Genomic DNA, 22,974 nt, shown 5'->3' on the forward strand with positions numbered 1-22,974 from the left:
GTCATCAGGAAAAAAGAAATCCACATTCTCGCTGGTTTGAACAGACGTAATAACATACGTAATGCCGCAGATAAGTGATGCAGCAAAGCATAAATAAGTCAGCGGACGTTTAAGGTACCTGTGGATACCTGCACTTAACAAGTCAAGCATTTACAGCACCTCCCACCAATGACAGATAGAAGCTTTCAAGGCTCTCATCGTGTTCCTCAAAGGAAATAACTTCGCAGTTTTCCTTTGCAAGGGCAAGTGTAAGCTGTGTGATGTTGGGTTTTGAGTAGATATCCGCATGGTTATCATCGATAACACTGTATCCTATACCCATATCGTCAAGGACTTTTGCCAGTATCGCTGTGCTGCTGACAGTCAGGCGCATACACTTGCGGCATACGGCGTTCAGTTCCTCGGCGCTCATTTCCCTGATGATCTTGCCGCTGTCGATAAAACCGTAATGTGTGGCAAGCTTTGCAAGTTCATCTAGGATATGGGATGAGATAAGCACTGTGATATTCTTCTCGCGGTTGAGTTTCAGTATAAGCTCTCTTATTTCCACGATGCCCTGTGGGTCAAGACCGTTTACAGGCTCGTCCAGCACAAGAAGATCGGGACTTCCGCAGAGGGCAACTGCGATGCCGAGTCGCTGACGCATACCGAGTGAGAAATGTTTCGCCTTTTTCTTTCCTGTATTTTCAAGTCCTACCAGCTTCAGGATATCCTCAAGTCCGTCAAAATCCGAAATACCGAGGGTGCGGTACTGCTGTATGAGATTATCCTTTGCAGTCATATCGGGATAGATGGAAGGTGTTTCCACCACAGCACCCATACGTCTGCGTACTTTTGAAATTCTGCTGTCCGTATGTTTTGTACCATATAAAGTGTACTCACCGCTTGAAGGATCCTGCAAACCCGTTATCAATCTTATCAGCGTTGTTTTGCCTGCGCCGTTCTTGCCGACGAAACCGTATATCGAACCCTTAGGGACATTCATAGTAAGACCGTTCAGGATATGGTATCGGCGATAAGATTTGCACAGACCGTTTGTTTTCAGAACATATTCCATAATGTGACCTCCTCACTTGTTTCTGAAAATATTATAAAATAGAAAAGTAAAGAAAACAGTGAAGAAAAAAGTGAAGAAATAGTCAAGATTTTTCGGTCAGCATAAACCCTATGCCCCATACCGAAGAAATATATTCCTTGCCTGTCAGTGCTTTCAGTTTTTTGCGCAGATTGTAGATATGGCTTTTCAGTGAATCTTCGGTACAGTCAGGGGTATCAAGGCTGATGCGGTCTAATATCGTCAGCTTTGCCACTACCTGATCGTGATTTGACATCAGCAGTTTAAGAATGGCATATTCCGTTCTTGTAAGTTTATTCTCGTTCCCTTTAGCTGAGATAGTATGTTTATCCATATCAAGTGTGATCTCATGATAAGTTAGAAATGATCTTTCGTCAGATCTTGCATTTTTACGAAGCTGTACCAGTATCCTTGCGAGAAGTTCGTTCATATCAAATGGCTTTGTGATATAATCTGCCGCACCGCCTATCAGCAGATCGACCTTGTTTGTCACATCGGCTTTTGCACTGACCACTATCACGGGTATATCCCCGATGCGCGGAAGAAGTTCTTCCCCTGAAAGCCCCGGCAGCATAAGGTCAAGCAGAATAAGATCGGGTCTGTAATTATTCAGAAGCAGCAGCGCCTCGGTTCCGGAATAGGCACTTGTTACCGAATACCCCTCGGACCGCAGTGCTTTGGATACGATATCGTTGATATGCGAATCATCATCTATTATAAGTATTTCTGACATAGTTTCACCTCGTGTGATTTCTTGTTATATTATAGCATTTATTGTCAGTTATTTCAAGAGGAGAGGGAACTGCGGCCATCATCGGAATAATGGGTGAGGGTTTACAGAGGATAATCCTGTCTGTGAAACAGACTATGAAGAGATCCGCAGCTGTCAGCGTACACTTCTTGTAATAAAGCCCTTCAGAGTTATAACTATAATATGAAACAAAAATATCCCACAGTTCCTGTCCGTGAAACTGTGGGATAATTATTTTCCTGCTCAGGCAAGTGTTTTTGTGCCGATATCGGGAACGTCGGGTTCTTTCAGCTGTTTGCAGCTTACAAATCCCCATATAAGCACGGGAGTCATGAACAGCCACGAGATGGGTTCGGCTGCTATTATAGCTTTATAGCCTATCTTCGGTGCAAACAGGAAGGATACGATGATCTTTCCCACAAGCTCGATAAAGCTTGACATTGTGGGCATCAGCTTGACCTTGACACTTTGCAGGGAATGTCTTAACACGAATATTATACCGAGAATGAAATAGAACGGCATATTGAAATGAGTGTACTGACTTGCTGTTTTTATAATGTATTCTTTGTGCAGACCTGTAATTGCCTGTACGAAGAAAGGTGTGCCGATATAAACAGCTATGATGACGAGTACGCTCCATATCCAGGTAAGCATGGTGGCACTGTATAATCCCTTGCGTACTCTCGAATATTTCCCTGCACCGTAGTTCTGACCTGCGAAGTTTGATGCAGCCCCTCCGAATGCCATCATGGGCATCATGCACATCTCACTTATCTTTCTTGCGGCGATATGAGAATTGATGGTATCTTTTCCGAGGTCATTGATCGCACCCTGCATTATAAGTGAACCAAGACCTACCATAGAATTCATAAGTCCCATTGAACATCCGGATGCATACATATCACCTGCAAACTTGCGTGAGAATTTGAAGTGCTCAGCCGATGGTATGAGGAACGGATATTTTTTCTTCATATAGATAAAGCAGGCAACAGCCGACATACCTGAAGTGATAAGAGTAGCAGCGGCAGCGCCCCTTATGCCCAATCTCAGATATTTTACAAACAGTATATCAAGAAATATATTTCCGAATGCCGAGAATATAAGGAATACCAGCGGCATGACCGTATCGCCGATAGCACGCATCAGCGATGCCATAGCATTGTAGCAGAGGATTATTCCCATGCCGCCGAGTATCATTGTTATGTAGTTTCTGGCATCTTTGTATATGTCGGGTTCCACATTTATAGCGTGCAGCAGCGGATCGATGAACAGGAGGCTCAGTATAGTGAGCACTATACAGGTCACTCCTCCGAGTACCACCGTTGCCGCAACTGTCTGTTTCAGCTTTTCGGTATTCTTTTCACCGAATGCACGGGCGGCAGTCAGACTGAATCCGCCTGTCAGTCCATGCATGAAACCGATAATAACGTTGTTGATCGAAGACGTAGCGCCGACAGCAGCCAGCGGGTTTTCACCGAGATATTGACCGACTATCCTTGTATCTGCCAGATTATAAAACTGCTGGAATATGTTTCCCAGCAGCATAGGTATGGCAAACATCAGCAACAGCCATGTAGGGTTGCCTTTTGTCAGATCCTTCATTATAATTTACCCCTCACAATTCTATCCTATAATATATTACCGTTGGAAAAGTATATCATAGGTGGTATTCATTTACAACAGGCATTTTATGATATATTCTTAATTTTTCGTAAAATACGGAAACGGTCTTATAAACAGTTTCGCACAGCCTGTCACCGCAGAGATCTTATAGTCTTTTCTGCATATAGAAATTATATCATATCCCTTTACGGAAAAGTGTAATATTTGCTCATAAAAATTGTATAAAGCTATATCCTGTCGGATAACTTGTGCCTTTATAACGAAGTACATAAACTGCTGCGGTCTCTCAAAAGGCTGTTTTGCGTGACGTTTTCTCCTGTTGACCTTTCAGCGATCCTGTGGTATAATTATAGTATATCATGCAAACGTCTGTTATACAGGCGTTTCAAGGAATAAGACCGCTGAATGGCTTTAAGGAGGCAGAAATATGGCTGAGAAGATAGTACAGACAGCGGGCAGAGATGCCCTCGGTGAGTTCGCACCCGAATTTGCACATTATAACGATGATGTTCTTTTCGGTGAGAACTGGAACAATACCGATATCGACCTGAAAACACGCAGTATCATAACCGTAGTAGCACTGATGTCGCAGGGCGTGACGAGCGATGCGCTCAGATACCACCTGATGAATGCAAAAAATCACGGCGTATCGCAGAAAGAGATAGCAGCGATCATTACACATACGGCATTCTATGCAGGCTGGCCCCACGCATGGGCAGTGTTTGGCCTTGCAAAAGATGTATGGAACGAGAAAGCTCCCGAACAGACCGATAAGGACAGATATCAGAACGAGATCTTCTTCCCGATAGGTGAGCCGAACCCTTATGGTGATTTCTTTGTCGGACAGAGCTACCTTGCTCAGGTATCAAAAGAACAGCTTTCTGTTTTCAACGTGACCTTTGAGCCTGCCTGCCGCAACAACTGGCATATCCACCACGCTAAAAGCGGCGGCGGTCAGATGCTGATATGTGTCGGAGGCCGCGGCTATTATCAGGAATGGGGCAGGGAAGCGAGAGAGCTTCACCCGGGAGATATCGTGAATATACCCGCAAACGTCAAGCACTGGCACGGTGCGGCACCCGATTCGTGGTTCTCACATCTTGCAATAGAGATCGAGGGCGAGGACGGAAGTACGGAATGGTGCGAGGCTGTTTCTGACGAGGATTACGGAGCTCTGAAATAACAAAGGGTCAGATCGTTACTGCAATAGAATAATACACAAATATTTAAGCCCGTATACGGTGTCTTCAAAAAAATGAAAACATTGCATACGGGCTTTTGCTGTTATGATTATATCCTGAAATTTATAAAATATCGTTCAGATCATGTAGAACCAGGCAGTGTCGTCGTCTTCTATCTCCATTCGCTCAACGGGGTGGGCGGCATCGTAGTTGTATCTCAGCTCCTGATTTTTTACGCTTACCTTCGCGCCTTCTTTGATAGAGCGTGTTATGAATGCGTTACCGCCTATTACTGCGTCCTTGCCGATGATCGTATCTCCGCCGAGTATGGATGCTCCCGAATAGATGGTAACATTGTCCTCAATGGTGGGGTGACGCTTCTTGCTTCTCAGCGCCTGACCGCCTCTTGTGGAAAGGGCACCCAGAGTCACGCCCTGATACATCTTCACGTTATTGCCGATAACAGTGGTCTCGCCGATAACTATGCCCGTACCGTGGTCGATGAAAAAGTACTTGCCGATGGTAGCACCGGGGTGGATATCTATACCTGTTACGCTGTGGGCATACTCGGTCATCATTCGGGGGATTATAGGCACATTCAGCAGGAAAAGCTCGTGGGCTATCCTGTTGACGAGTATCGCAAAAAGTCCGGGATAGGAGTAGATTATCTCGTCCTCGCTGTAAGCGGCAGGGTCGCCGTCGAAAGCCGCATGAACGTCGGTGAGGATATACTCCCTTATGGTGCGCAGTCGCTTAACAAATTCAAGGGATATCTGCCGTGCCCTGTCAAGGATATCACTGTTGTCCTCGTCATCGTTATCAAGCACAATGGTTATCTGCTTGGTCAGCTTAAAAATAACATCCTCCAACAGCATGGAGAGGTTGCTTTTCATCGTGTATACCTTGATATCCCTGTTCCTGAAATAGCCGGGAAATATGATCTTTCTCAGGCTGAAGATGATATCTATGATTATCTCTTTATCGGGGTGGTTGAATATTTTTATGTTCTCGCCGACTTTTTCGCTTTCATGATCTGTAAGCAGTTCATTGACTATACCGCCGACTGTTTCTTCAAATGTACTCATCAGAAAACGCTCCTTACGCTGTTGCATTGATATTCTATATCAACGGTAATTTATACCAACTTTATATATTATATCATATTACTGGGATAAAGTCAATGATTTATTTTGCTGATCCTGTTCACCCTTTTGCTTGTACGAAACAGATCCATAGGTTTGATAATTAAAAATTGATATAGTTTTTTATTATACCATTTTATATGATTTTTGTAGTTGACTATATCAGGATAATGTGATAGAATATGTAGGATATAATTTTATTCAATAACGAAAGGACAGGATAAAATGAAAACCTGCGAGCTTTTCAAAGATAAAACTACGCTCTCTTTTGAGGTGTTCCCACCTAAGAGCGATACTCCTATAGACAGTATTTACAGCACTATCGACGGCCTTGCGCCCCAGAAGCCCGATTTCATCAGCGTGACTTACGGTGCGGGCGGAAACGGCAGCAACGCTACCATCGGTATATGCGAGATGATAAAGGAAAAATATTCCATCGAGCCTGTGGCACACCTTGCCTGCATAAATCTCACCCGCGAGAAAGTGCTTTTTGAACTGGCACAGATGAAAGCGGCGGGCATTGAGAATATACTTGCACTGCGCGGAGATATAAACCCCAACATACCGCCCCACAACGATTTCAAATATGCATCCGAGCTGATAAACCTTATAAAGGAACAGGGCGATTTCAATATCATAGGTGCCTGCTATCCCGAAACTCACCCCGAAGCAGATAACAGCATTGAGGATATAAAGCACCTGAAAGAAAAGGTAGACGCAGGCTGTTCACAGCTGATATCCCAGCTGTTCTTTGATAACGAAGACTTCTACGCTTTCAGGGAAAAGGCTGCCATCGCAGGTATAAATGTTCCTATCGAGGCGGGCATAATGCCTGTTACAAATCCCAAGACCATCGCAAGAATGGCAAGCCTCTGCCATGCAAGACTGCCCAAGAAGTTCCTTACTATAATGTCGAAGTACGAGAACGACCCCATCGCTATGCGTGATGCGGGTATTGCATATGCTGTATCACAGATAGTTGACCTTATCGCCAACGATGTTGACGGCATACATCTTTATACAATGAACAACCCCTACATAGCTTCCAAGATATGTGCAGCTGTGCAGTCGCTGTTCAACTGATAACTGATCTACCTCCTATTTATATTCACAGTCAGTAAAATATCCCGCGAGAGAAAAAACTCGCGGGATATTTGATTTTACGGCTTTTCACACTCATTATACATATAATTATCACATCACAAAACAATTACATTGTTACTCTCCTGTAAATCTGTAGAAGATAATTTTTCCATATTTTTGTATCAACTTATAGATATCATACAATATCAGATATCTTATTTAAGTAGTTATATTCAAAATCAATTATTCAATATGACAAAACATTAACTGTTTAGTTGTGTAAATTGACATCAATTCGTAATTGACTTGAATGGATAATGGTGCTATAATGTTGTTTGTAAAAAGCCAAAAACAAAATTTATAGCATATATCTATAAAGGAGGACAAATCATGAAAAAGAAAATACTTACAGCACTTATACTTTCGGCAATGATGACTGCTTCATTCGCTTCCTGCGGCAATACCAAGGATAACGACAGCAGCAAGGCTGATACAAACAGCACTGCTTCCGCCGACAGCGTTGTAACAGATGAGGAAGATACCACCGCTGAGGAAGAAAAGGAAGAAGAGCCTACCGCAGAAGAGGACAGCTCCGCGGCTGATGATGACAGCTCAAAGAGCGATGACTCAGCTCCCGAGGATACTGAGCCTGAGATAAGTCAGCATGAATCAGATATTGCAAGCATCGCAGCTTACACCTTTGAAAGCGGCAACACCTTCAGCGACCTGAACAAGATGGGTCTTGCAAATGCATACGAAAACGGCAAGGCTTACGCTATCGTTCCCCTTGAGGGCGGCGCAGCAGCAGGCAGCGTTTATTACGGCGTATTCAATTCCACCGATGGCGGCGCGAACTGGCTGCCCTGCGAGAATTACCGTGAGGCTAACGGCACCAACACTCATATCGCTCTCGATGACGGCGCTATACTGCTGATATCCACAGGTTCTGCAAGACAGGAGACTTATCCTGTTGTAAGCTATCTCTATTTTGACGGCATCGGCATCAAGGCTGTTGAACTCACCGATGTTCTTGCTAAGCTTGAACTGACTGACGGCACTCTGCTGAAAGATGCTGAAAACTATGGTGTTGAAGCAGCATACAGCAAAGGCTACAAGGTTGATCTGACAGTTACCGACTATAATTCCTATGAGACAGTATATGAGGGTCAGTTCGATTTTGCAGATGCTATCGAGACTGCACTGAATGCACAGTGATATCCTGAAATAAAAAATAGTTCTCCCAAAAAAACTATTGTAAAATCATGCGGGGGACGGTTGTACTTTCAAGCACATCCGTCCCCCGCATTTTGTCCAAACTATATATACCCATTACCCATATCCATATAAGCTTCATTAAAAAGACCGAGCGCAGTCAAAGCCATTATCAACTGCGCTCAATGTCCGCCGCGTACCGCCCTTACCCTATGGGAGATAAGCGGCTATATCCTTCTTTACGCTATATGTTATCATAATCTGATACAATATTCAATCGGCATTATGCAATATAAAATCTTATCCCCTTTGTGTATCTTAAATAAAAACGGGCGATTTTTTCAAAGTATACGATTACAGTAAACGTTTTCAGTTTTCCTGATTAGCTATTTAACGAAAAGTTTACACGCATTTTTTCATAAAAAACAGCCACACCCGAAGAAAAGACGGATACCCATATAGAAGTTTTGCCCCCAAGCGTTTAAGCGCTTAGGGGCATCCTATTTTATACGGTTGCTAAGATAAATCAGAATTAACAAGTGAAATCATTTATCAAAAATATTTAGAATTGCCAAAAAAACGAATAATCCTGTAAGTAAAACTAAAACAATATTATCCTTTATAGCACCTTTCAGATCAAGGTCTTGCTTCTTCATAGCTAACAGAACTTTTATGACCAAAAAAGACATGATCACAGGTATTACAAGAAAAGACGGAAGAAACTCCATACTTAGAATGAACAAAACCAATAATACCAATAAATAAACGATAGTATTAGTTTGCATAATACTTTCTCGTAGTTCCGACTTTCCTCTCTTTATATGGGCTTGAGCCATTATTTCTGCTATTTTGTCTTCGGTATCCTGATGATTCCTGTATTGTGAGATAGGCTCAGGTGGGGGATCTTCTCCGGGCATAAGCGGTTCGAGAACAGGCAATTCATCGGTATTATTTAATTTATCACTCATATCAATTTCCTTAATCATATTCATCATCTAAATTCCGATTTGGTCTTAACATCAATTATAGCACAGTTATAAATAACAGTCAACAGAAACGCCATAGTACTTCTGAATGTAAATCAGAAATACTATGGCTTAAAACTTCTATATGAGTATCTTTCTTATAGATGCCTGATATTGTTTTATTATATCTTCCAGATATTTTCAGCGTAGTCCTTTATAGTCCTGTCTGAACTGAATTTGCCTGCATTGCAGATGTTCAGCCAGCATTTTCGTGCGAAAGCAAGGCTGTCCTTGTAATCAGCATTAAGGCGGAGTTTTGTTTCAACGTAGCTGTTGATATCGCCGAGAACATAGTAATGATCGGGAACGTGCCAGCTTGCGCCGTCGGTGAGGGCTTTGTAAAGCTCACGGAATGAACCCTCCTGATCCGAGGGTACACCGCCGTCGGAGAATGTGCCGTCTATCAGCTTGTCGAGAACCCGCTTGATCTTTTCATCTTTGAATAGTATCTCGCGTGGGTCATACTCAGGCATTATCTCTGCAAGTTCTTCCACCCTCGCACCGAAGATGTAGTTGTTCTCCTCGCCTGCTTCTTCAACTATCTCAACATTAGCGCCGTCATAGGTGCCAAGAGTTACCGCACCGTTCAGCATCAGCTTCATGTTGCCCGTGCCGCTTGCTTCCGTGCCTGCTGTTGATATCTGCTCGGATACATCAGCCGCACATACCAGTTTTTCAGCGTATGATACATTGTAGTTCTGCACGAATACAACTTTCAGCTTATCGGCTGTCTCGGGGTCAGCATTGACGAAATCGCCTATCTCGTTGATAAGCTTGATTATCGCCTTAGCCCTGCGGTAGCCGGGGGCTGATTTCGCACCGAAGATGAATACAGTAGGTGTGAAATCCTTTATACTTCCGTCCTTTATGCCGAAGTAGATATAAAGTATGCTGAGGGCGTTGAGGAACTGTCTTTTGTACTCATGCAGACGCTTTATCTGAATATCGAATATCCAGTCAGGGTCGATATCCTTGTCATCATGAACTTTTACAAATTCTGCCAGCTGATGCTTTTTAGCTTCCTTGATAGCCATGAACTCTTTCAGCACATTTTCGTCATCGGCGTACTTTTCCAGCTTTTTCAGTTCGTCAAGGTCTTTCACCCAGTCCGCATTCCCGAGAAGCTTGGTTATCAGCGATGAAAGTTCGGGGTTGCACAGTGCCAGCCAGCGGCGCTGTGTTATGCCGTTGGTCTTGTTCTGGAAACGCTCGGGATATATCTCGTACCACTCTTTGAGAGCGTCATTTTTCAGTATCTCGGTGTGTATAGCCGCAACGCCGTTTACGTAGGAACTTACAAATATCGCCATGAACGCCATCTTCACCTTGCCGTCACCGATGGGTGCCATCTCGCGTATCTGCGCCTTGTCCATGCGGCGTGCGTACATATCGGCATAGAATTTCTCGTTTATCTGGAGTATGACCGCATAAACCTCGGGCAGAACTTTTTCAACGACCTTGCTGTCCCACTTTTCAAGTGCCTCTGCCATAATGGTGTGGTTTGTATAGTTGAACACCTTGTGTGCGATACCGAAAGCCCCATCAAAGGTATAGCCCTCTGCTATAAGCTGACGTATAAGTTCGGGGATAGCTATAACAGGGTGAGTATCGTTCAGCTGTATGGTCACGTAGTCTGCTAAGTTATCCAGTGTGCCGAAGCGTGCCTTGTGCTTGCGCAGTGCATCGGTCACAGAAGCCGCCGAGAAGAAATACTCCTGTTTCAGGCGAAGCACCTTGCCCTTGTCGGTATTGTCATTGGGGTAAAGCACCTTGGAGATATTCTCAGCATCGTTCTGGGATTTTACCGCGCCGTCGTAATCGCCGCTGTCAAATGCCGCAAAATCGAAATCCTCAGCACTTTCAGCCTGCCAAAGGCGCAGATTGCCGATATTCTTTGTACCGTAGCCGATTATCGGCATATCATAAGGCACCGCCAGAACTTTCTGGTCGCCGTAGGTTATCTCAACTGCGTCCTCCTCGCGCCTTACTGACCAGGGGTCGCCGTATTTTGTCCAGTTGTCGGCTTCCTCATGCTGAAAACCGTCCACGATGGACTGCTTGAAAAGTCCGTACTTGTAGCGTATACCGTAGCCGTCCAGCGGTATATCATGAGCCGCCGCAGAATCCAGAAAACAAGCCGCAAGTCTGCCGAGACCGCCGTTGCCCAGTGCCGCATCTTCGATATCTTCAAGCTCGGCAAGGCTTCTGCCGTGAACTTTCAGCGCTTCGTCAACTACCTCTGTCAGCCCCAGACACAGCAGATTGTTGTACACAGCCCTGCCCATCAGGAATTCCATCGACAGATACATAGCTCTTCTGCCTGACATATGCTGTTCGGTGCTCTGCTTCCACTGCTCGGAGATATTCTCCATAACAACACGGGAGATGCTGTCATGCAGCTGCCATACTGCGGCATTCTCCGCCGTTACGCCGAAACTGCGGGAAAGTTCGCTTTCAAGAGCGCCCCTGAAATCGTTTGTGTTCATTTCTATCTACCCCTTTCGGAAATTATTATCCTTCATATTATATCCATTCAGTCGGTACATACCCCGACAATATTTTCAAGCTGTTCTTTTGGTATACCAAGGCGTGCCAGCAAATCATCTGTCATTCCATCGCAGTCAAAAGATGCACGTCTGCTCTTTTTACAGCGCTCACATATCACTTTCAGCGAATCGGTGATATTCCTGACCGCCATGAGATACTTTGTATCGTCATCTGCGTTTATGAAATCCACATAGGGCATGGGCAGACGTATATCCGCAGTGCCCTCCTTATACTTTATCAGCTTTCGCGGCTTGCCAAATCCCGCCGCACGCAGGTCATCGGGAAAACAGCACACCACCACGCATACGCTTTTTATATCAGCTGAAAAACGCGATATATCGTAGTTGTTTTCGTCGATTTTTGTACATATATCCCTGAGTATCCCGCTGAGGGCATTTCCCGCCCTGCCGCCTGTTTCTGAGGATATGAAAAAAGCTCTGCTCATATTTATTCTCTCAGAAAATCGTAATACTCGCTGCTTCCGAGACCTATGGTCGCCCAGTGAGAAGCTCTTCTCTTTTCAAATTCAAGATCTTCCTTATCGATCTCTTCGCCGTCCTCTTCGTACTCCGCTATCATCTCATCTATACTCTCGGGGGTGGCATCTCGTGTAATGCCTATGCCTATATCGGGGAAAGCGTAGCTGTAGCCGTCTTCCTCGTCGATGATATCCCCGCCGTTCTTTTCTGTGAGTATATCCAGAACCTCATCCGCATCTGTTTCAAATACGTCAGTTCCGTATATCACGGGTCTCAGTTCACCATCAAAGCCCAGAAACTCTATAAATTCCAGCACGCCGCCCTTGTCAATATCGAACCTCAGTTCGCTTTCAAAGTAAAAAAGACGTGTGATATCGTCTTCGGTGTATTCATCCTCAGGCTGCCCGAGGACAGCTTTGATTTCCTCCGCCGATGACCCTAAGCATATCCTTTTACCGTCAAATTCTATGCCTGTTGTGGGTAATATTGTAATTTTCATATCCGGATCTCCTTGTTTTTTTGGGTAAGTTCCTGAAATATGTGTATCGCTTTTTTATCTGTCACCGCGGCGCAGTTTCTTAAAGAAATTGCCTGTCCTGCCGCGGGGTTCTTCATCGCCCTGAAGCTCTTTAAGGTCGAAGTCGAATATCATGCAGCATATGTTCTCTGCGTGGTCAAAGCCCCAGTATATCGGGTGATGTCCGCCGCCCTCGCCGTTGAAGAATATAGGGAAATGCGCATCATCGGCTTCAAGATAGAAGTCCATAAGTCCGCTGCAAAGGGGTTCTTCGGAACAGGTGCTTTTCTCTAAAAGCAGCTTCTTGCCCTCTTTTTCGTAGTAATCATTACCGCCGTATCTCTCGACGAGATGTTCCAGCAGATCGGGCATAAGACCCTGATCTGCCACGATTATCGGAGACGCGGTGCAGGATTCATAGAATGGTATGCGTCCTGCTTCAAGGTCGCTTATACAGTCAAGTTCCTCTGCAGTTCCGATGAGTGCAAGTTCGTAACGCACGGCGTGTGTATCGGAAAATACTATCCTCACCGCCGCGTTCCTGCCTGTGGAAGACTTTGCAAGTTCCACGGTATGTGTACCTGCGGGGGCTCTGTAATAATACTCTATATGCCTGCTTTCGTCACCTATGCTTTCAAGGGGGCAAGCAACTATACGCCCCGAGGTCAGTGTGATACTGCCCGCTTTTTCAGCCCCCAGCCGAGTGAAAAGCTCTTCATAATCCTTAACAGCCGCTATCTTTTTGCGGTGTTTTTTCACCAGTTTCATGTATCTCTCTTCGTCAACCATGAATATCCTCCTCTCCGCTGTGTTATATCATGCAATGTGTACAGAATAATATCCGTCTTTTTCCTCTGCTATACCCGAAGTGGTATTGTGTGTCCTGAAAGGCATTTCGCCTGTTGTCACAGATGACTCGGCTGAATAGCTTACGCCGTTTTCGGATATCGTGAAGTCGATGTCCGCATCCACCAGTTCATACCAGTCCCACTTCTTTATGCGCACTTCCAGCGGCTTTTCAGTACCGTCGATCCTGACTGAATATGTAGCGTACTTGTCGGCTTTTATCGATACTTCGGCAGTGTCGCCATTTGTCCTGACTTCAAGATCATCTTCGCCGGGAATACGGTCATCGACCGTAAAATCGAGTGTATCGGCTTGAACTCCCTTAACGCGGATATTCAGCTTTATCCTGTCGCCTCGGTGAAAGCGGGGCATGGTCAGCGCCGCAGTTACCGCGAGGGCAAGTATGATCACAACAATGACCGCTATTGTTATCTTCTTAGTTCTCATTGTTCGCCTCCGTAAGCCAGTTTTATATCTATGAACTGCACAACTATCTCGCAGACCTCGCCGTCAGCGTCAAACCCCCAGTATGTGGGATATCTGCCGTCACCGAAGCCCGAATTGCATATGGGTATGTGAAGTTCGGTATCAGGCACCACAAAATCCAGTCTGTCACCGCCCTCACGCTGATATTTAGGGTCATTTTCATAGCTTGCCTTGAACAGCGCTTCCATGAAATCGTAATAGGCATTGAACTCATCACCATGTATCGCCGCAAGTTTGCGCAGATGTTCTACATATGCCCTTTCCGAAGCCCTGTCACAGATACAGCCAAGTCCCGCATCAACAGGAAATCCCCAGTAATCGCCGTCCCCAAAATCCGCCAGTTCGGAAGTATCTTCCGTGCCTGTCAGTGCCAGTGAATATCTCACAGCCCTTTTCTCACTGAATTTTACCCGCATAGCGGCGTTCCTTGCACAGTCGCCGTTCATTTCGGGGATAATGCAAAGTTCAGCAGGGTATTCCCCCACAGGCACACGAATATAAAAACTCTCACTGCCGTCATAAAGGTATGCCAGAGGGTCAGCCGCTATTATCTCCCCCGTAGGCACGCTTAACGTACCAAAGGGATAGCGGACGATACTAACGCCTGAGATAGCATCTCTTTCAAAGTATTCGTTAAAGTCCACAGGACTTTCCAGTACTTTTCGGTACTTTTCAACATCTGCGAACCATTTTTCACTCGGCATATCTCATCCTCCCAAGTGGTCATTTTAAATGACTTTAAATTGTAAAAAAAGTATAGCTATATTATAATGTATAAATTTCGTTTTGTCAATATATAACAACAACTATCAGTGCCTTGCTATGCAGAACGTCAGTTATTTATGGCGGAAAATATAATAACTCCGATCGTCATCAGAACTTCACAGCTGATAAACTGTACTGCGGGTCGGGCTTTTGTTCAAGCCATTCTTTCGGTTAAGATTGACAAATCTGCACAAAAATGTTATAATATAGCTATTCTAGTTTAACGTTTTTGCAGTAAGACAGGCGGTGCAGTTAATGGAAAAGATAAGAAAGCATATAATATTCCATGGCAGTGTGCAGGGTGTTGGTTTTCGATATACCGCCTACTATGCCGCTCAGCAGTTCGGCGTGACAGGCTGGGTGAAAAACCTTTACGACGGCACCGTTGAAGCCGAGTTTGAAGGCACCGAAGCCGATATCGACAGCACGGTTATGAGCATTGATAACGGCAGATTTATACGCATTGAAAGCATGGATGTCAAGCGTATCCCCACCGAGGGCGACTCCATGTTCAGAATACGATGAAAACGGAGTAGACACAACATGAAAAAGATCAATATAAATAAACTCAACAGCAAGGTCGCAGAACAGAATGGATATATCTCGGAGTGCAATGAGAAGTACGAAAAGAAACTTCGCCGTGCAGCCGAAAGGATAGCTGACGAACACCGCGAGCGTCCGATAATACTCCTTGCAGGACCCTCGGGCTCGGGCAAGACCACCACGGCGCTTAAAATAGATAATATGCTGGACGATATGGGCATACATACCCATACCATCTCTATGGACGACTATTTTCTGCCCAAGGGCTTTTTTGAGCATATAGTAAACGAGGACGGTTCACCCGATTATGAATCTCCAATGCGGATAGATATCAACAAGCTCAACGAGCATATGGAGAAGATATCCCGATGTGAGGAGGTAATGATACCTAAATTCAATTTTGCCGAGCAGTCATCATCCGACGGCTTCCTCTTCAAGCGAGGAAAAGATGATATCATCGTATTCGAGGGCATACACGCCCTTAATCCGCTTGTTACGGGCGGCGCAGGTGATTTCGCAAGATGTATGTACGTCAGTGTCCGCACACGTATCGAACTCAGTGACGGCACTCTCGTTCACCCGTCAATGATAAGACTTATGCGCAGGCTTATCCGCGATGAACGTTCAAGGGGCAGAGGCCCTGCGGAGACCTTTGATATGTTCAAAAGCGTTTCCCGCGGTGAGGAGCGGTTCATACTGCCTTTCAAGTACCGTGCCGAGGAAGAAAAGGAATTCTCGCTGGATACCTACATAGGCTATGAGCCCGCCGCATATAAGGGACTTCTTCTCGATAAGATGAGGGAAGTCAGCAAGACTTACAAGGACTTTGACAAGTACAAGAGCATACTCAGTCTGCTTGAGGAAGTCGATCCCATAGATACCGAACTCATCGGCAATGACAGCCTTGTCAGGGAATTCCTCGGCGGAAGTATATATACCGACTAGGAGAAGCGATATGATAGGAAAACTGCTTTCCCGCGAGGAGTGTGCAAAATGCAGGCTCTGCTGCTGTTTTGACAGCTATGACCTCTGGGAGACCCCGATAATTGAAAAAAGCACCCATGATCGTATTATCAGTGGATTCAGACCCGATCAGGAATTTCTCGACCTTGAAGATCACTATCTGCTGAAAATGCAGAAAGAGCCCGACAGGGACTTGTATTACTGCTCACTGCTGGATCATGACAAGGGCTGTATAATGGGCACTGAAAAGCCCTTCGACTGCCGCATATGGCCTTTTCGTGTGATGGACCTGAACGGCACAAGGGTGATAGCACTTTCAACAGTCTGCCCCGTTGTGCAGACACGCCCCCTGTGTGAGATACAGGCTGTGGCAAAGGAACTTGCTCCGCAGATATTTGCATATGCGGACAGAGCACCGTTCGCGGTGAAAAAATATATCAGCGGCTATCCCATAATGGTCGCGGAGGAGTGTTGAAAATGACAGAGATAGATGTTGCCTGCCCCATGTGTGGGGACATTAACCGCGTTGAAAGCGGACTTTCCGCGGCGGTATGCCAGAGCTGCGGCGCAGCTTTTGCCGTACCAATGCAGAAAGCGGATATATATATCCCCGAAGAACAGCCTGTGAAAAATGCACCTGTATTTGAGATACGTGCAGGTGTTCTTGAAAAATATAACGGCAGTGACCCCGTGGTCTACGTACCCGATGGCGTTACAGCCATAGGCGCACAGGCTTTCAAGGACTGTGTAAATGTCCACAGGGTAGTCCTCCCCGAGGGCGTTACCGAGATACAGAGCGCAGGCAACGGTATGTGGGGCGCATTTTTCGGCTGTACCTCCCTTGAAACAGTGGATATGCCGACTACCCTCACAAGGATAGGCTCAAACGCTTTCAACGGCTGTGTGAAGCTTTCAGCTATGGATATCCCCGATTCTGTCACCCTGATAGGTGCAGGGGCATTCAACGGCTGTTCCGAGCTTGCTTCCGTAAAACTCCCGAAAGCTATACACGAACTTGCAAATGATATCTTCCGCGGCTGTGTCTCCCTGACTACCATCAAGCTCCACGGAAATATCAAGAATATCGGCAGTTATGCCTTTGCCGACTGCCGCGAACTCCGTGCCCTCACTATCCCCCCGGGAATAAAGACCATCGGTGCTTACGCATTTTCGGGCTGTTTCGGTCTCACGGAGATACTTCTTCCCGGCACTGTGATATCCCTTGGCGCTTCTGCCTTTGCCGAGTGCCGCAATCTTTCGGTGGTGACAGTTCCCGCATCTATCGAAACTTTCGAGAATGACGGTTCTGGCGTAAGGACTTTTGCAGGGTGCAGTTCCCTCAGAAATGTAAATATGGGCAAACTGCCATATAATTATATGGACGTTTTCACAACTACCCCGTGGCTGGATCAGTTCCTTGTAAAGCAGGGACTCTGCCGACACTGCGGCGGACATTTCAAGGGCGTTTTCAAAAAGACCTGCGAATCCTGCGGTCTGCCGAAGGACTACTGATATGGATATAAAAGCCGAGCTCGAAGCGGTTGCGGATAAGGAATACCGCGATTTTCAAAGTAAGCTTCTTCCCAATGTGCCAGATGAAAAATTCCTCGGTGTGCGCACTCCCGATATCAGGAAACTTGCCAAAAAGCTGATTAAAAGCGGTGAAGCCGACAGCTTTCTGTCAGCCCTGCCCCATGAACTTTTTGACGAAAATCAACTTCATTCCCTGATAGTTACCGAGATAAAGGACTTTGATAAAGCATTGGCGGAAGTGGAGAGATTTCTGCCCCATGTGGATAACTGGGCGACCTGTGACCAGCTGAATCCCAGAAGCTTCAAAGGCAGGCAGGAGGAACTTCTGCCCCGCATAAAACGCTGGATAGACAGCGGAAAATGCTATACCACGCGATTTGGCATGAAAATGCTTATGATGCACTATCTTGGCGAACACTTCAGAACCGAGTACCTTGAATGGGTATCCGCAGTCCGGTCCGAGGAATACTACGTAAACATGATGCAGGCATGGTTCTTTGCCGAAGCCCTTGCACAGAGGTACGATGAGGCACTCACCTTTATCACCGAGGCAAAACTCACCCCATGGGTAAACAACAAAGCCATACAAAAAGCTAAAGAGAGCCTGAAGATACCCGAGGACAGAAAAGTCTTCCTATCGGGTTTCAAGCGGAAATTGCCCAAATAGAACATATTTCAGGGCAGTAAATTTCTGTAAATTTGACATTGACAATCCTTACAGGATATGTTAAAATGATGAAAATAGGATAAGTTAAGCAAGGACGCTGTAATTTTGTATTACGGCGTCTTTGTCTTTTTTGACGGAGGTGAGGGAATATGACAGCTCCTATAAAAGTACTTCTGGCGGAGAGTGATGCCGTCAGGCTGAAAAGATACAAGTCCATGTCCCTGTGGCGTGAACTTGGCATGACCGCGGAACAGACAGCCGCGAATACCCGTGAAGCGGTGGATGCGATAGAATGCGGCGGCATAGGTATAGCTGTGATAACAGACCGTCCCCCCGAGACAGATGCGGCTGTTATACTGAAAAAATGCACCGAAAAAGGCATTGCCGCCATCGTGATAGTCCCCCGTACCGAGGGCGCAGGGGTAGGCAGATATTTCTCCATGGGTGCCTGTGATGTCATAGCAGAGCCGCCCTCCCGCAGCAGACTTCGCCGCGCTGTCATGACGGCACTACGTCTTGCGTCAAAGGGCAAAGCGGGGGAAGAGTACTGCCGTGCCGCCGAAAAAGCATTTGCTGTTCTGGATAAGGGCAGTACAGGCTTCATATCAAAGCTCCGCGATTTTATAGCCCACAGCGAGGGGGAAACAGCCACAACAGGTTCAGCCGCCGAGTATTTCAGCTTCAACCGCGATTACTTCGGTAAACTGTTCAAGCAGGAAACGGGTATGACCTTCAACAGCTTCTACAATACATTCCGCATAGAGTACGCAAAAGAACTGCTGAAAACAGGCAAACTCCGCGTTTGCGAGATAAGCGAACTTCTTGGCTTTTCGTCGGTAGACTATTTCACAGGGGTCTTCCGCAGGCAGACAGGTCTTACACCTACCCATTACCGCGAGAGCACTTCGCATAATTATAGTAAACGACATAAGAAATTGCACTTTGAGAACGAGTAAAAGTTTTATATATGCTTTTGCGAAGTTCGCAAAGCAGGCGGGGGAAAGATAACCGCCAAGTATTTCAAGCTCCGATATAGCACGAATAAATTTGGTGTGAATAACAGAAAAATAAACGAGCCCCCGACCGCAAGCGGGGACTCGTTTTTCTGTTCAGATTATAAATTTCTTTGCCTTGTTTACGATGCTCCTGTCGTTCTCGTAAGCGAGCACCTGATTGCATCGGTCTATCTCGACCCAGCGTATCTCGGATATCTCGTCTTCCTGAGGACGGTAGTCGGTATTTTTTGCCTTGCCGATGAAGTATACCACGATCTTCTGGGTATCCTTGCGCGGCGAATAAGACACTATCTCACGGAACGTGGTGTCAAGGTTGACTTCAATGCCCGTCTCCTCGAAGATCTCGCGCTTAGCGGTCTCCTCCTCGGTCTCATCGCCCTCAACATGGCCTTTCGGGAAAGACCAGTGTCCGCTGTTGATGTGCTTTATCAGCAATATTTCCGTGTTGCCGTGGTACTTGCGGTACACAATGGCGCCACAGGATTTTTCATGCAGCATTATCTAGCTTCCTTTCTTTGCGAGCCTGCCCGTGCATAAATAGGACAGCTCCTTAGATGTATCAAATTAATTATACCACATTATCGGCGATTTGTCTATACCTATCGGGAAAATTATATTAAAATAGCATTATTACAAACAAAAAGCCGACGGCACAACGGTATCCCCGCGTGCTGTCGGCTTATAATTTTGTTTATAGCCTGTGCCTTTATTTCAGTGTGATATAAGGTGTCCAGTAAGCCTGATCGTATATATCGGTGAACTTGTAGGTCAGCCTTACAGCGCCCTCACCCACATCGGTATCGCTGAGTTTCAGCGCACCCTTTACGGTTATCTGTTCGCCAAGCATATAGCTGTCCTGATACTCGCCCTCATAGCTGTAATGATCGCAGAGCAGATCAATGGTATCACCGTCGCTGATCTCTATCTCGCCCTTTGCGACTGTATCAGTCTCGCCGTCAACATAAGCATCTGTCGCACCGATGACCTCACCATTCGGGTTCTCGTCGGTGAATTTCAGTATAAGATCAACTCTGTCGCCGTTGAGAAGCGCGGGAACATATCCTGTGATGGTGTAATCATCGCCGTTCTCCACCGTATCGGTATGATAGTAAGCCGCAGGTTGACCGTTTATGGAGAGCCATGTCTTGTCGGTATCGGCAACGAGCTTGCCGTCCTCAAAGCTGTACATATTATCAAGACCAAGGTCGATGTATCCGCTTCCGTCATCGTAGAAAAGGTTCAGGTCAAGGCTCTGTACCAGCGACCACTGATTTTCGGGAAGCTCCATCAGGTGCTTGCCGTCCTTTTCTTCCCATACCAGATTGTTTACATCGAAATAATTCAGCGAGAGATAGTCTGCTGTATCGCTGTCGGATATGGTATCCTCGTTCATGAAATCTGTGTTGTTCCTGTCAAGACCGTCAATGCTCCTGCCCGAATCGCCGAGGAAAGCACTGAGCAGTCCGCCGATGATGTCGGCACTGCCGCTTGAACCGCTGCTGCCGCTGCCGAACAGCGAACCCAGAGGTGAACCCGTGCCGCCCGCAGCTATCTGACCGCTTGTTTCAAGCTTTGCAAACTGACGTATGCATTTGCTGTATTCGTCACCCATGCCGATAGCACTGTAGGTACTGCAAGCCGAATCCACAAAAGAAGTCCTCTTGTAAGGGAAGTATATGGATACGCCGTAAGCATTTGTCATGCTTGCAGAGGTACGGTTGTACTTTATCGCACCTTTCAGTGCGTCACAAAGCGTCTTGCCCTCGGAAGTTCCTACCTTTTCCGCAAGGTCTACCAGATCAACCTGATCTATCTTTGAACTCTTGGCAAATTCACGGGTGTTGTTTCTTGCTGTTGATACCGACTTGTAGTCCTTTGCGGTTATCTTGCCGCTTACGGAAGTCGCAAAAGCCGAAAGCTTTGAAGGTACAGTATTGGAGAATTCCGCAAGGTCGATAACGGAAAGCGTGGTCTGTGAACTGGGGCACTTCTTGCCGCAGGCAGCCACAAAATCATCAACGATGTTCTTGCCTATCTCGATAGTGGGCATTGAGGTGTTCTCGCCCAGCTTTGTCAGCCAGTTTGTGTAGTACCAGCCGATGCCGGGTTCTGTCTCCTCTGAAGCTATCATATAGTCCGCGTGCTGACCCAGCATAAGGGCTGTTTCCGCAGTAGCCATAAGGCAGGCATCAAATCCGATGAAATCGAACTTTACACCGCCGTCTTTAAGCGCCTTGTTTATGCCCGCAAGATCCATGGAACCCGATGACTTGTTCTTTTCATCGTAGCCGTAACCGCTGACAGATCCTCCGCCGTGATCCCATAGGATAAGCTCGTTTCTGTTAGCAGGGAAATTCTTGCTGCAATACTTTATAAAGGATGAAAGGTTGTTAGGATCGGTCATAGCTTTCTTGCCGTCGTCCTTTACCAAGGGCTTCAGACCGCCGTCCTTCACCTGATATATCTGGTTAACGCTGTCGCTTACACCCTTTGTCTTCCAGCCCTTGCAGCCGCCTGTGTATACAACTATGTTCACATTGTCGCCGTACTTTGAAGCCGCCATCTCCGCAAGGTCTGATGAAGCCATGCCGTACTTCGATTCAAGGTCGGTGCCGCACATATAAATCATCAGTGTAACGTCGTCCTTGCCGCCGCCCTTTATAGATGTGTACTTTTCACGTGAGCCCGCAGCTACCGTGGTATCCAGTTCAGTGCCGTTGTATGCGGTATATCCCGAAGTGTCAATTGCTTCAAATCCCGCAGGTGACGAACCGTTTCCGCTGCCGCCGTTAGATGTGCTTCCGCCCTTGCCGCCTGTCAGCAGATTGAATACTACTATCGCAATAACTATCAGCAGCGAACCGCCGCCGCCCAGTGCCGCACGGTTTACACCTCCGCCCGAGGAACTACCTCCGCCGCTGCCCGAACCGACAGGACCACTTCCGAGACCGCTGCCGCGTTTGTGAACGCCGCTTCCGCCCGACTGATAGTTCTTTTGTCTTGCACGGGGACGATTGTTATTATCCATTCAAATTACCTCCCATTAAATTTTTCATATATTTTTTTGATGATAAATTGCTTCATGCTTTTACTCTCTATCAAACCCATATGCGGTTATTTCCAAAAAACAATGTGCTAATATTGTTGAGTATGAATAGTTTTTCAACGTATTAGCATCTATATTATATTGTAAAAAATCCAAGTAATCACAGGCTGCAATAGAATATACCTGATCGTCATTACCGTAATTGCCTCTGACATCATAATATAGTGATGTATCGTTTTCGTCAAAATGTTCGACATATTCGTCTTCATCTGAATCGCTGATTCTAAAAGCAGAGATATATACAGTAAATTTCTTATCTGTATGTGCTGCTGTAATAGATAACAGCTTATTATATAGTTCAGCGAATTTATCTATATCCATATTTCCATAAAACATTTGTATCTTTTCAGATATTTCAGTAAATGGAGTTTGACTTAAAATATCATATATAGTCATTTATGTGCCATTTAAAAA

At 46.0% G+C, this 22,974-nt stretch carries 23 protein-coding genes; 9 read left to right on the top strand and 14 right to left on the bottom strand.

The features are described 5' to 3' along the window. Positions 1-142 precede the first annotated feature (142 nt). The 3 genes from N773_RS0115340 to N773_RS0115350 all read right to left on the bottom strand — a co-directional run bounded on the left by N773_RS0115340 (position 143) and on the right by N773_RS0115350 (position 3,428). Positions 143-1,057, bottom strand: a complete 915-nt coding sequence (locus tag N773_RS0115340) for an ABC transporter ATP-binding protein (protein ID WP_024858614.1) — start codon at positions 1,055-1,057, stop codon at positions 143-145. A gap of 82 nt (positions 1,058-1,139) precedes the next feature. Next, positions 1,140-1,808, bottom strand: coding sequence for a response regulator transcription factor (locus N773_RS0115345; protein ID WP_024858615.1), 669 nt, complete (start codon positions 1,806-1,808; stop codon positions 1,140-1,142). Between the two features lie 261 nt (positions 1,809-2,069). After that, a complete protein-coding gene (locus tag N773_RS0115350; protein ID WP_024858616.1) occupies positions 2,070-3,428 on the bottom strand; it encodes an MATE family efflux transporter in 1,359 nt (452 codons plus the stop codon). 448 nt (positions 3,429-3,876) lie between these two features. Between N773_RS0115350 and N773_RS0115355 the strand changes: the two genes are divergently transcribed. Continuing rightward, positions 3,877-4,632 carry a carboxymuconolactone decarboxylase family protein gene (locus N773_RS0115355; protein ID WP_024858617.1) on the top strand — a complete coding sequence of 252 codons (756 nt, stop codon included), beginning with the start codon at positions 3,877-3,879 and terminating at the stop codon, positions 4,630-4,632. 135 nt (positions 4,633-4,767) lie between these two features. Here N773_RS0115355 and N773_RS0115360 read toward each other — a convergent pair whose 3' ends face one another. Next, positions 4,768-5,715, bottom strand: a complete 948-nt coding sequence (locus N773_RS0115360) for a serine O-acetyltransferase (RefSeq protein ID WP_024858618.1) — start codon at positions 5,713-5,715, stop codon at positions 4,768-4,770. Positions 5,716-5,997: 282 nt separating this feature from the next. Between N773_RS0115360 and metF the strand changes: the two genes are divergently transcribed. Together metF and N773_RS0115370 are read left to right on the top strand one after the other, a co-directional pair. Next, positions 5,998-6,855 carry a methylenetetrahydrofolate reductase [NAD(P)H] gene (metF, locus tag N773_RS0115365; protein WP_024858619.1) on the top strand — a complete coding sequence of 286 codons (858 nt, stop codon included), beginning with the start codon at positions 5,998-6,000 and terminating at the stop codon, positions 6,853-6,855. A 390-nt stretch (positions 6,856-7,245) separates the two neighbouring features. Then, positions 7,246-8,070 carry a hypothetical protein gene (locus N773_RS0115370; protein ID WP_024858620.1) on the top strand — a complete coding sequence of 275 codons (825 nt, stop codon included), beginning with the start codon at positions 7,246-7,248 and terminating at the stop codon, positions 8,068-8,070. Positions 8,071-8,612: 542 nt separating this feature from the next. Here N773_RS0115370 and N773_RS0115375 read toward each other — a convergent pair. The 7 genes from N773_RS0115375 to N773_RS0115405 all read right to left on the bottom strand — a co-directional run bounded on the left by N773_RS0115375 (position 8,613) and on the right by N773_RS0115405 (position 14,671). Further along, positions 8,613-9,059, bottom strand: coding sequence for a hypothetical protein (locus tag N773_RS0115375; protein ID WP_024858621.1), 447 nt, complete (start codon positions 9,057-9,059; stop codon positions 8,613-8,615). 155 nt (positions 9,060-9,214) lie between these two features. Continuing rightward, complete coding sequence (locus N773_RS0115380) at positions 9,215-11,578, bottom strand: glycogen/starch/alpha-glucan phosphorylase (protein ID WP_024858622.1); 2,364 nt, start codon at positions 11,576-11,578, stop codon at positions 9,215-9,217. Between the two features lie 47 nt (positions 11,579-11,625). Further along, positions 11,626-12,084: an Imm44 family immunity protein gene (locus N773_RS0115385; RefSeq protein ID WP_024858623.1), complete on the bottom strand. Its 459-nt coding sequence runs from the start codon at positions 12,082-12,084 to the stop codon at positions 11,626-11,628. Between the two features lie 2 nt (positions 12,085-12,086). Beyond that, a complete protein-coding gene (locus N773_RS0115390) occupies positions 12,087-12,617 on the bottom strand; it encodes a hypothetical protein (RefSeq protein ID WP_024858624.1) in 531 nt (176 codons plus the stop codon). 54 nt (positions 12,618-12,671) lie between these two features. Then, positions 12,672-13,424 (bottom strand): DUF4241 domain-containing protein, encoded by a 753-nt coding sequence (locus N773_RS0115395; protein ID WP_024858625.1) that lies wholly within the window; start codon positions 13,422-13,424, stop codon positions 12,672-12,674. A 27-nt stretch (positions 13,425-13,451) separates the two neighbouring features. After that, on the bottom strand, positions 13,452-13,928 hold the full coding sequence (locus N773_RS0115400) for a hypothetical protein (protein WP_024858626.1): 477 nt from the start codon (positions 13,926-13,928) through the stop codon (positions 13,452-13,454). Beyond that, positions 13,925-14,671, bottom strand: coding sequence for a DUF4241 domain-containing protein (locus N773_RS0115405; protein ID WP_024858627.1), 747 nt, complete (start codon positions 14,669-14,671; stop codon positions 13,925-13,927). Before N773_RS0115405 ends, N773_RS0115400 begins: the two co-directional genes overlap by 4 nt. A 316-nt stretch (positions 14,672-14,987) precedes the next feature. On the opposite strand from N773_RS0115405, the gene N773_RS0115410 reads away from it, so the two are divergent. The 6 genes from N773_RS0115410 to N773_RS0115435 all read left to right on the top strand — a co-directional run bounded on the left by N773_RS0115410 (position 14,988) and on the right by N773_RS0115435 (position 19,394). Continuing rightward, positions 14,988-15,257 (top strand): acylphosphatase, encoded by a 270-nt coding sequence (locus N773_RS0115410; protein ID WP_024858628.1) that lies wholly within the window; start codon positions 14,988-14,990, stop codon positions 15,255-15,257. 18 nt (positions 15,258-15,275) lie between these two features. Further along, a complete protein-coding gene (locus tag N773_RS0115415; protein WP_024858629.1) occupies positions 15,276-16,220 on the top strand; it encodes a uridine kinase family protein in 945 nt (314 codons plus the stop codon). A gap of 10 nt (positions 16,221-16,230) precedes the next feature. Continuing rightward, positions 16,231-16,713, top strand: coding sequence for a hypothetical protein (locus N773_RS0115420; RefSeq protein ID WP_024858630.1), 483 nt, complete (start codon positions 16,231-16,233; stop codon positions 16,711-16,713). A gap of 2 nt (positions 16,714-16,715) precedes the next feature. Then, complete coding sequence (locus N773_RS0115425; protein ID WP_024858631.1) at positions 16,716-17,750, top strand: leucine-rich repeat domain-containing protein; 1,035 nt, start codon at positions 16,716-16,718, stop codon at positions 17,748-17,750. A 1-nt stretch (position 17,751) separates the two neighbouring features. Further along, positions 17,752-18,438 carry a DNA alkylation repair protein gene (locus N773_RS0115430; RefSeq protein ID WP_024858632.1) on the top strand — a complete coding sequence of 229 codons (687 nt, stop codon included), beginning with the start codon at positions 17,752-17,754 and terminating at the stop codon, positions 18,436-18,438. Between the two features lie 149 nt (positions 18,439-18,587). Then, a complete protein-coding gene (locus N773_RS0115435; RefSeq protein ID WP_024858633.1) occupies positions 18,588-19,394 on the top strand; it encodes an AraC family transcriptional regulator in 807 nt (268 codons plus the stop codon). Between the two features lie 153 nt (positions 19,395-19,547). Here N773_RS0115435 and N773_RS0115440 read toward each other — a convergent pair whose 3' ends face one another. The 3 genes from N773_RS0115440 to N773_RS0115450 all read right to left on the bottom strand — a co-directional run bounded on the left by N773_RS0115440 (position 19,548) and on the right by N773_RS0115450 (position 22,956). Beyond that, a complete protein-coding gene (locus tag N773_RS0115440; protein WP_024858634.1) occupies positions 19,548-19,952 on the bottom strand; it encodes a bis(5'-nucleosyl)-tetraphosphatase in 405 nt (134 codons plus the stop codon). A 208-nt stretch (positions 19,953-20,160) separates the two neighbouring features. After that, positions 20,161-22,482: a clostripain-related cysteine peptidase gene (locus N773_RS0115445; RefSeq protein WP_024858635.1), complete on the bottom strand. Its 2,322-nt coding sequence runs from the start codon at positions 22,480-22,482 to the stop codon at positions 20,161-20,163. 60 nt (positions 22,483-22,542) lie between these two features. Then, entirely contained in the window at positions 22,543-22,956 is a 414-nt protein-coding gene (locus N773_RS0115450; protein WP_024858636.1) for a DUF6557 family protein, read from the bottom strand. Positions 22,957-22,974: the final 18 nt, after the last annotated feature.

This window comes from Ruminococcus albus AD2013 (assembly GCF_000526775.1).
GTDB classification, from domain to species: Bacteria; Bacillota; Clostridia; order Oscillospirales; family Ruminococcaceae; genus Hominimerdicola; species Hominimerdicola alba_A.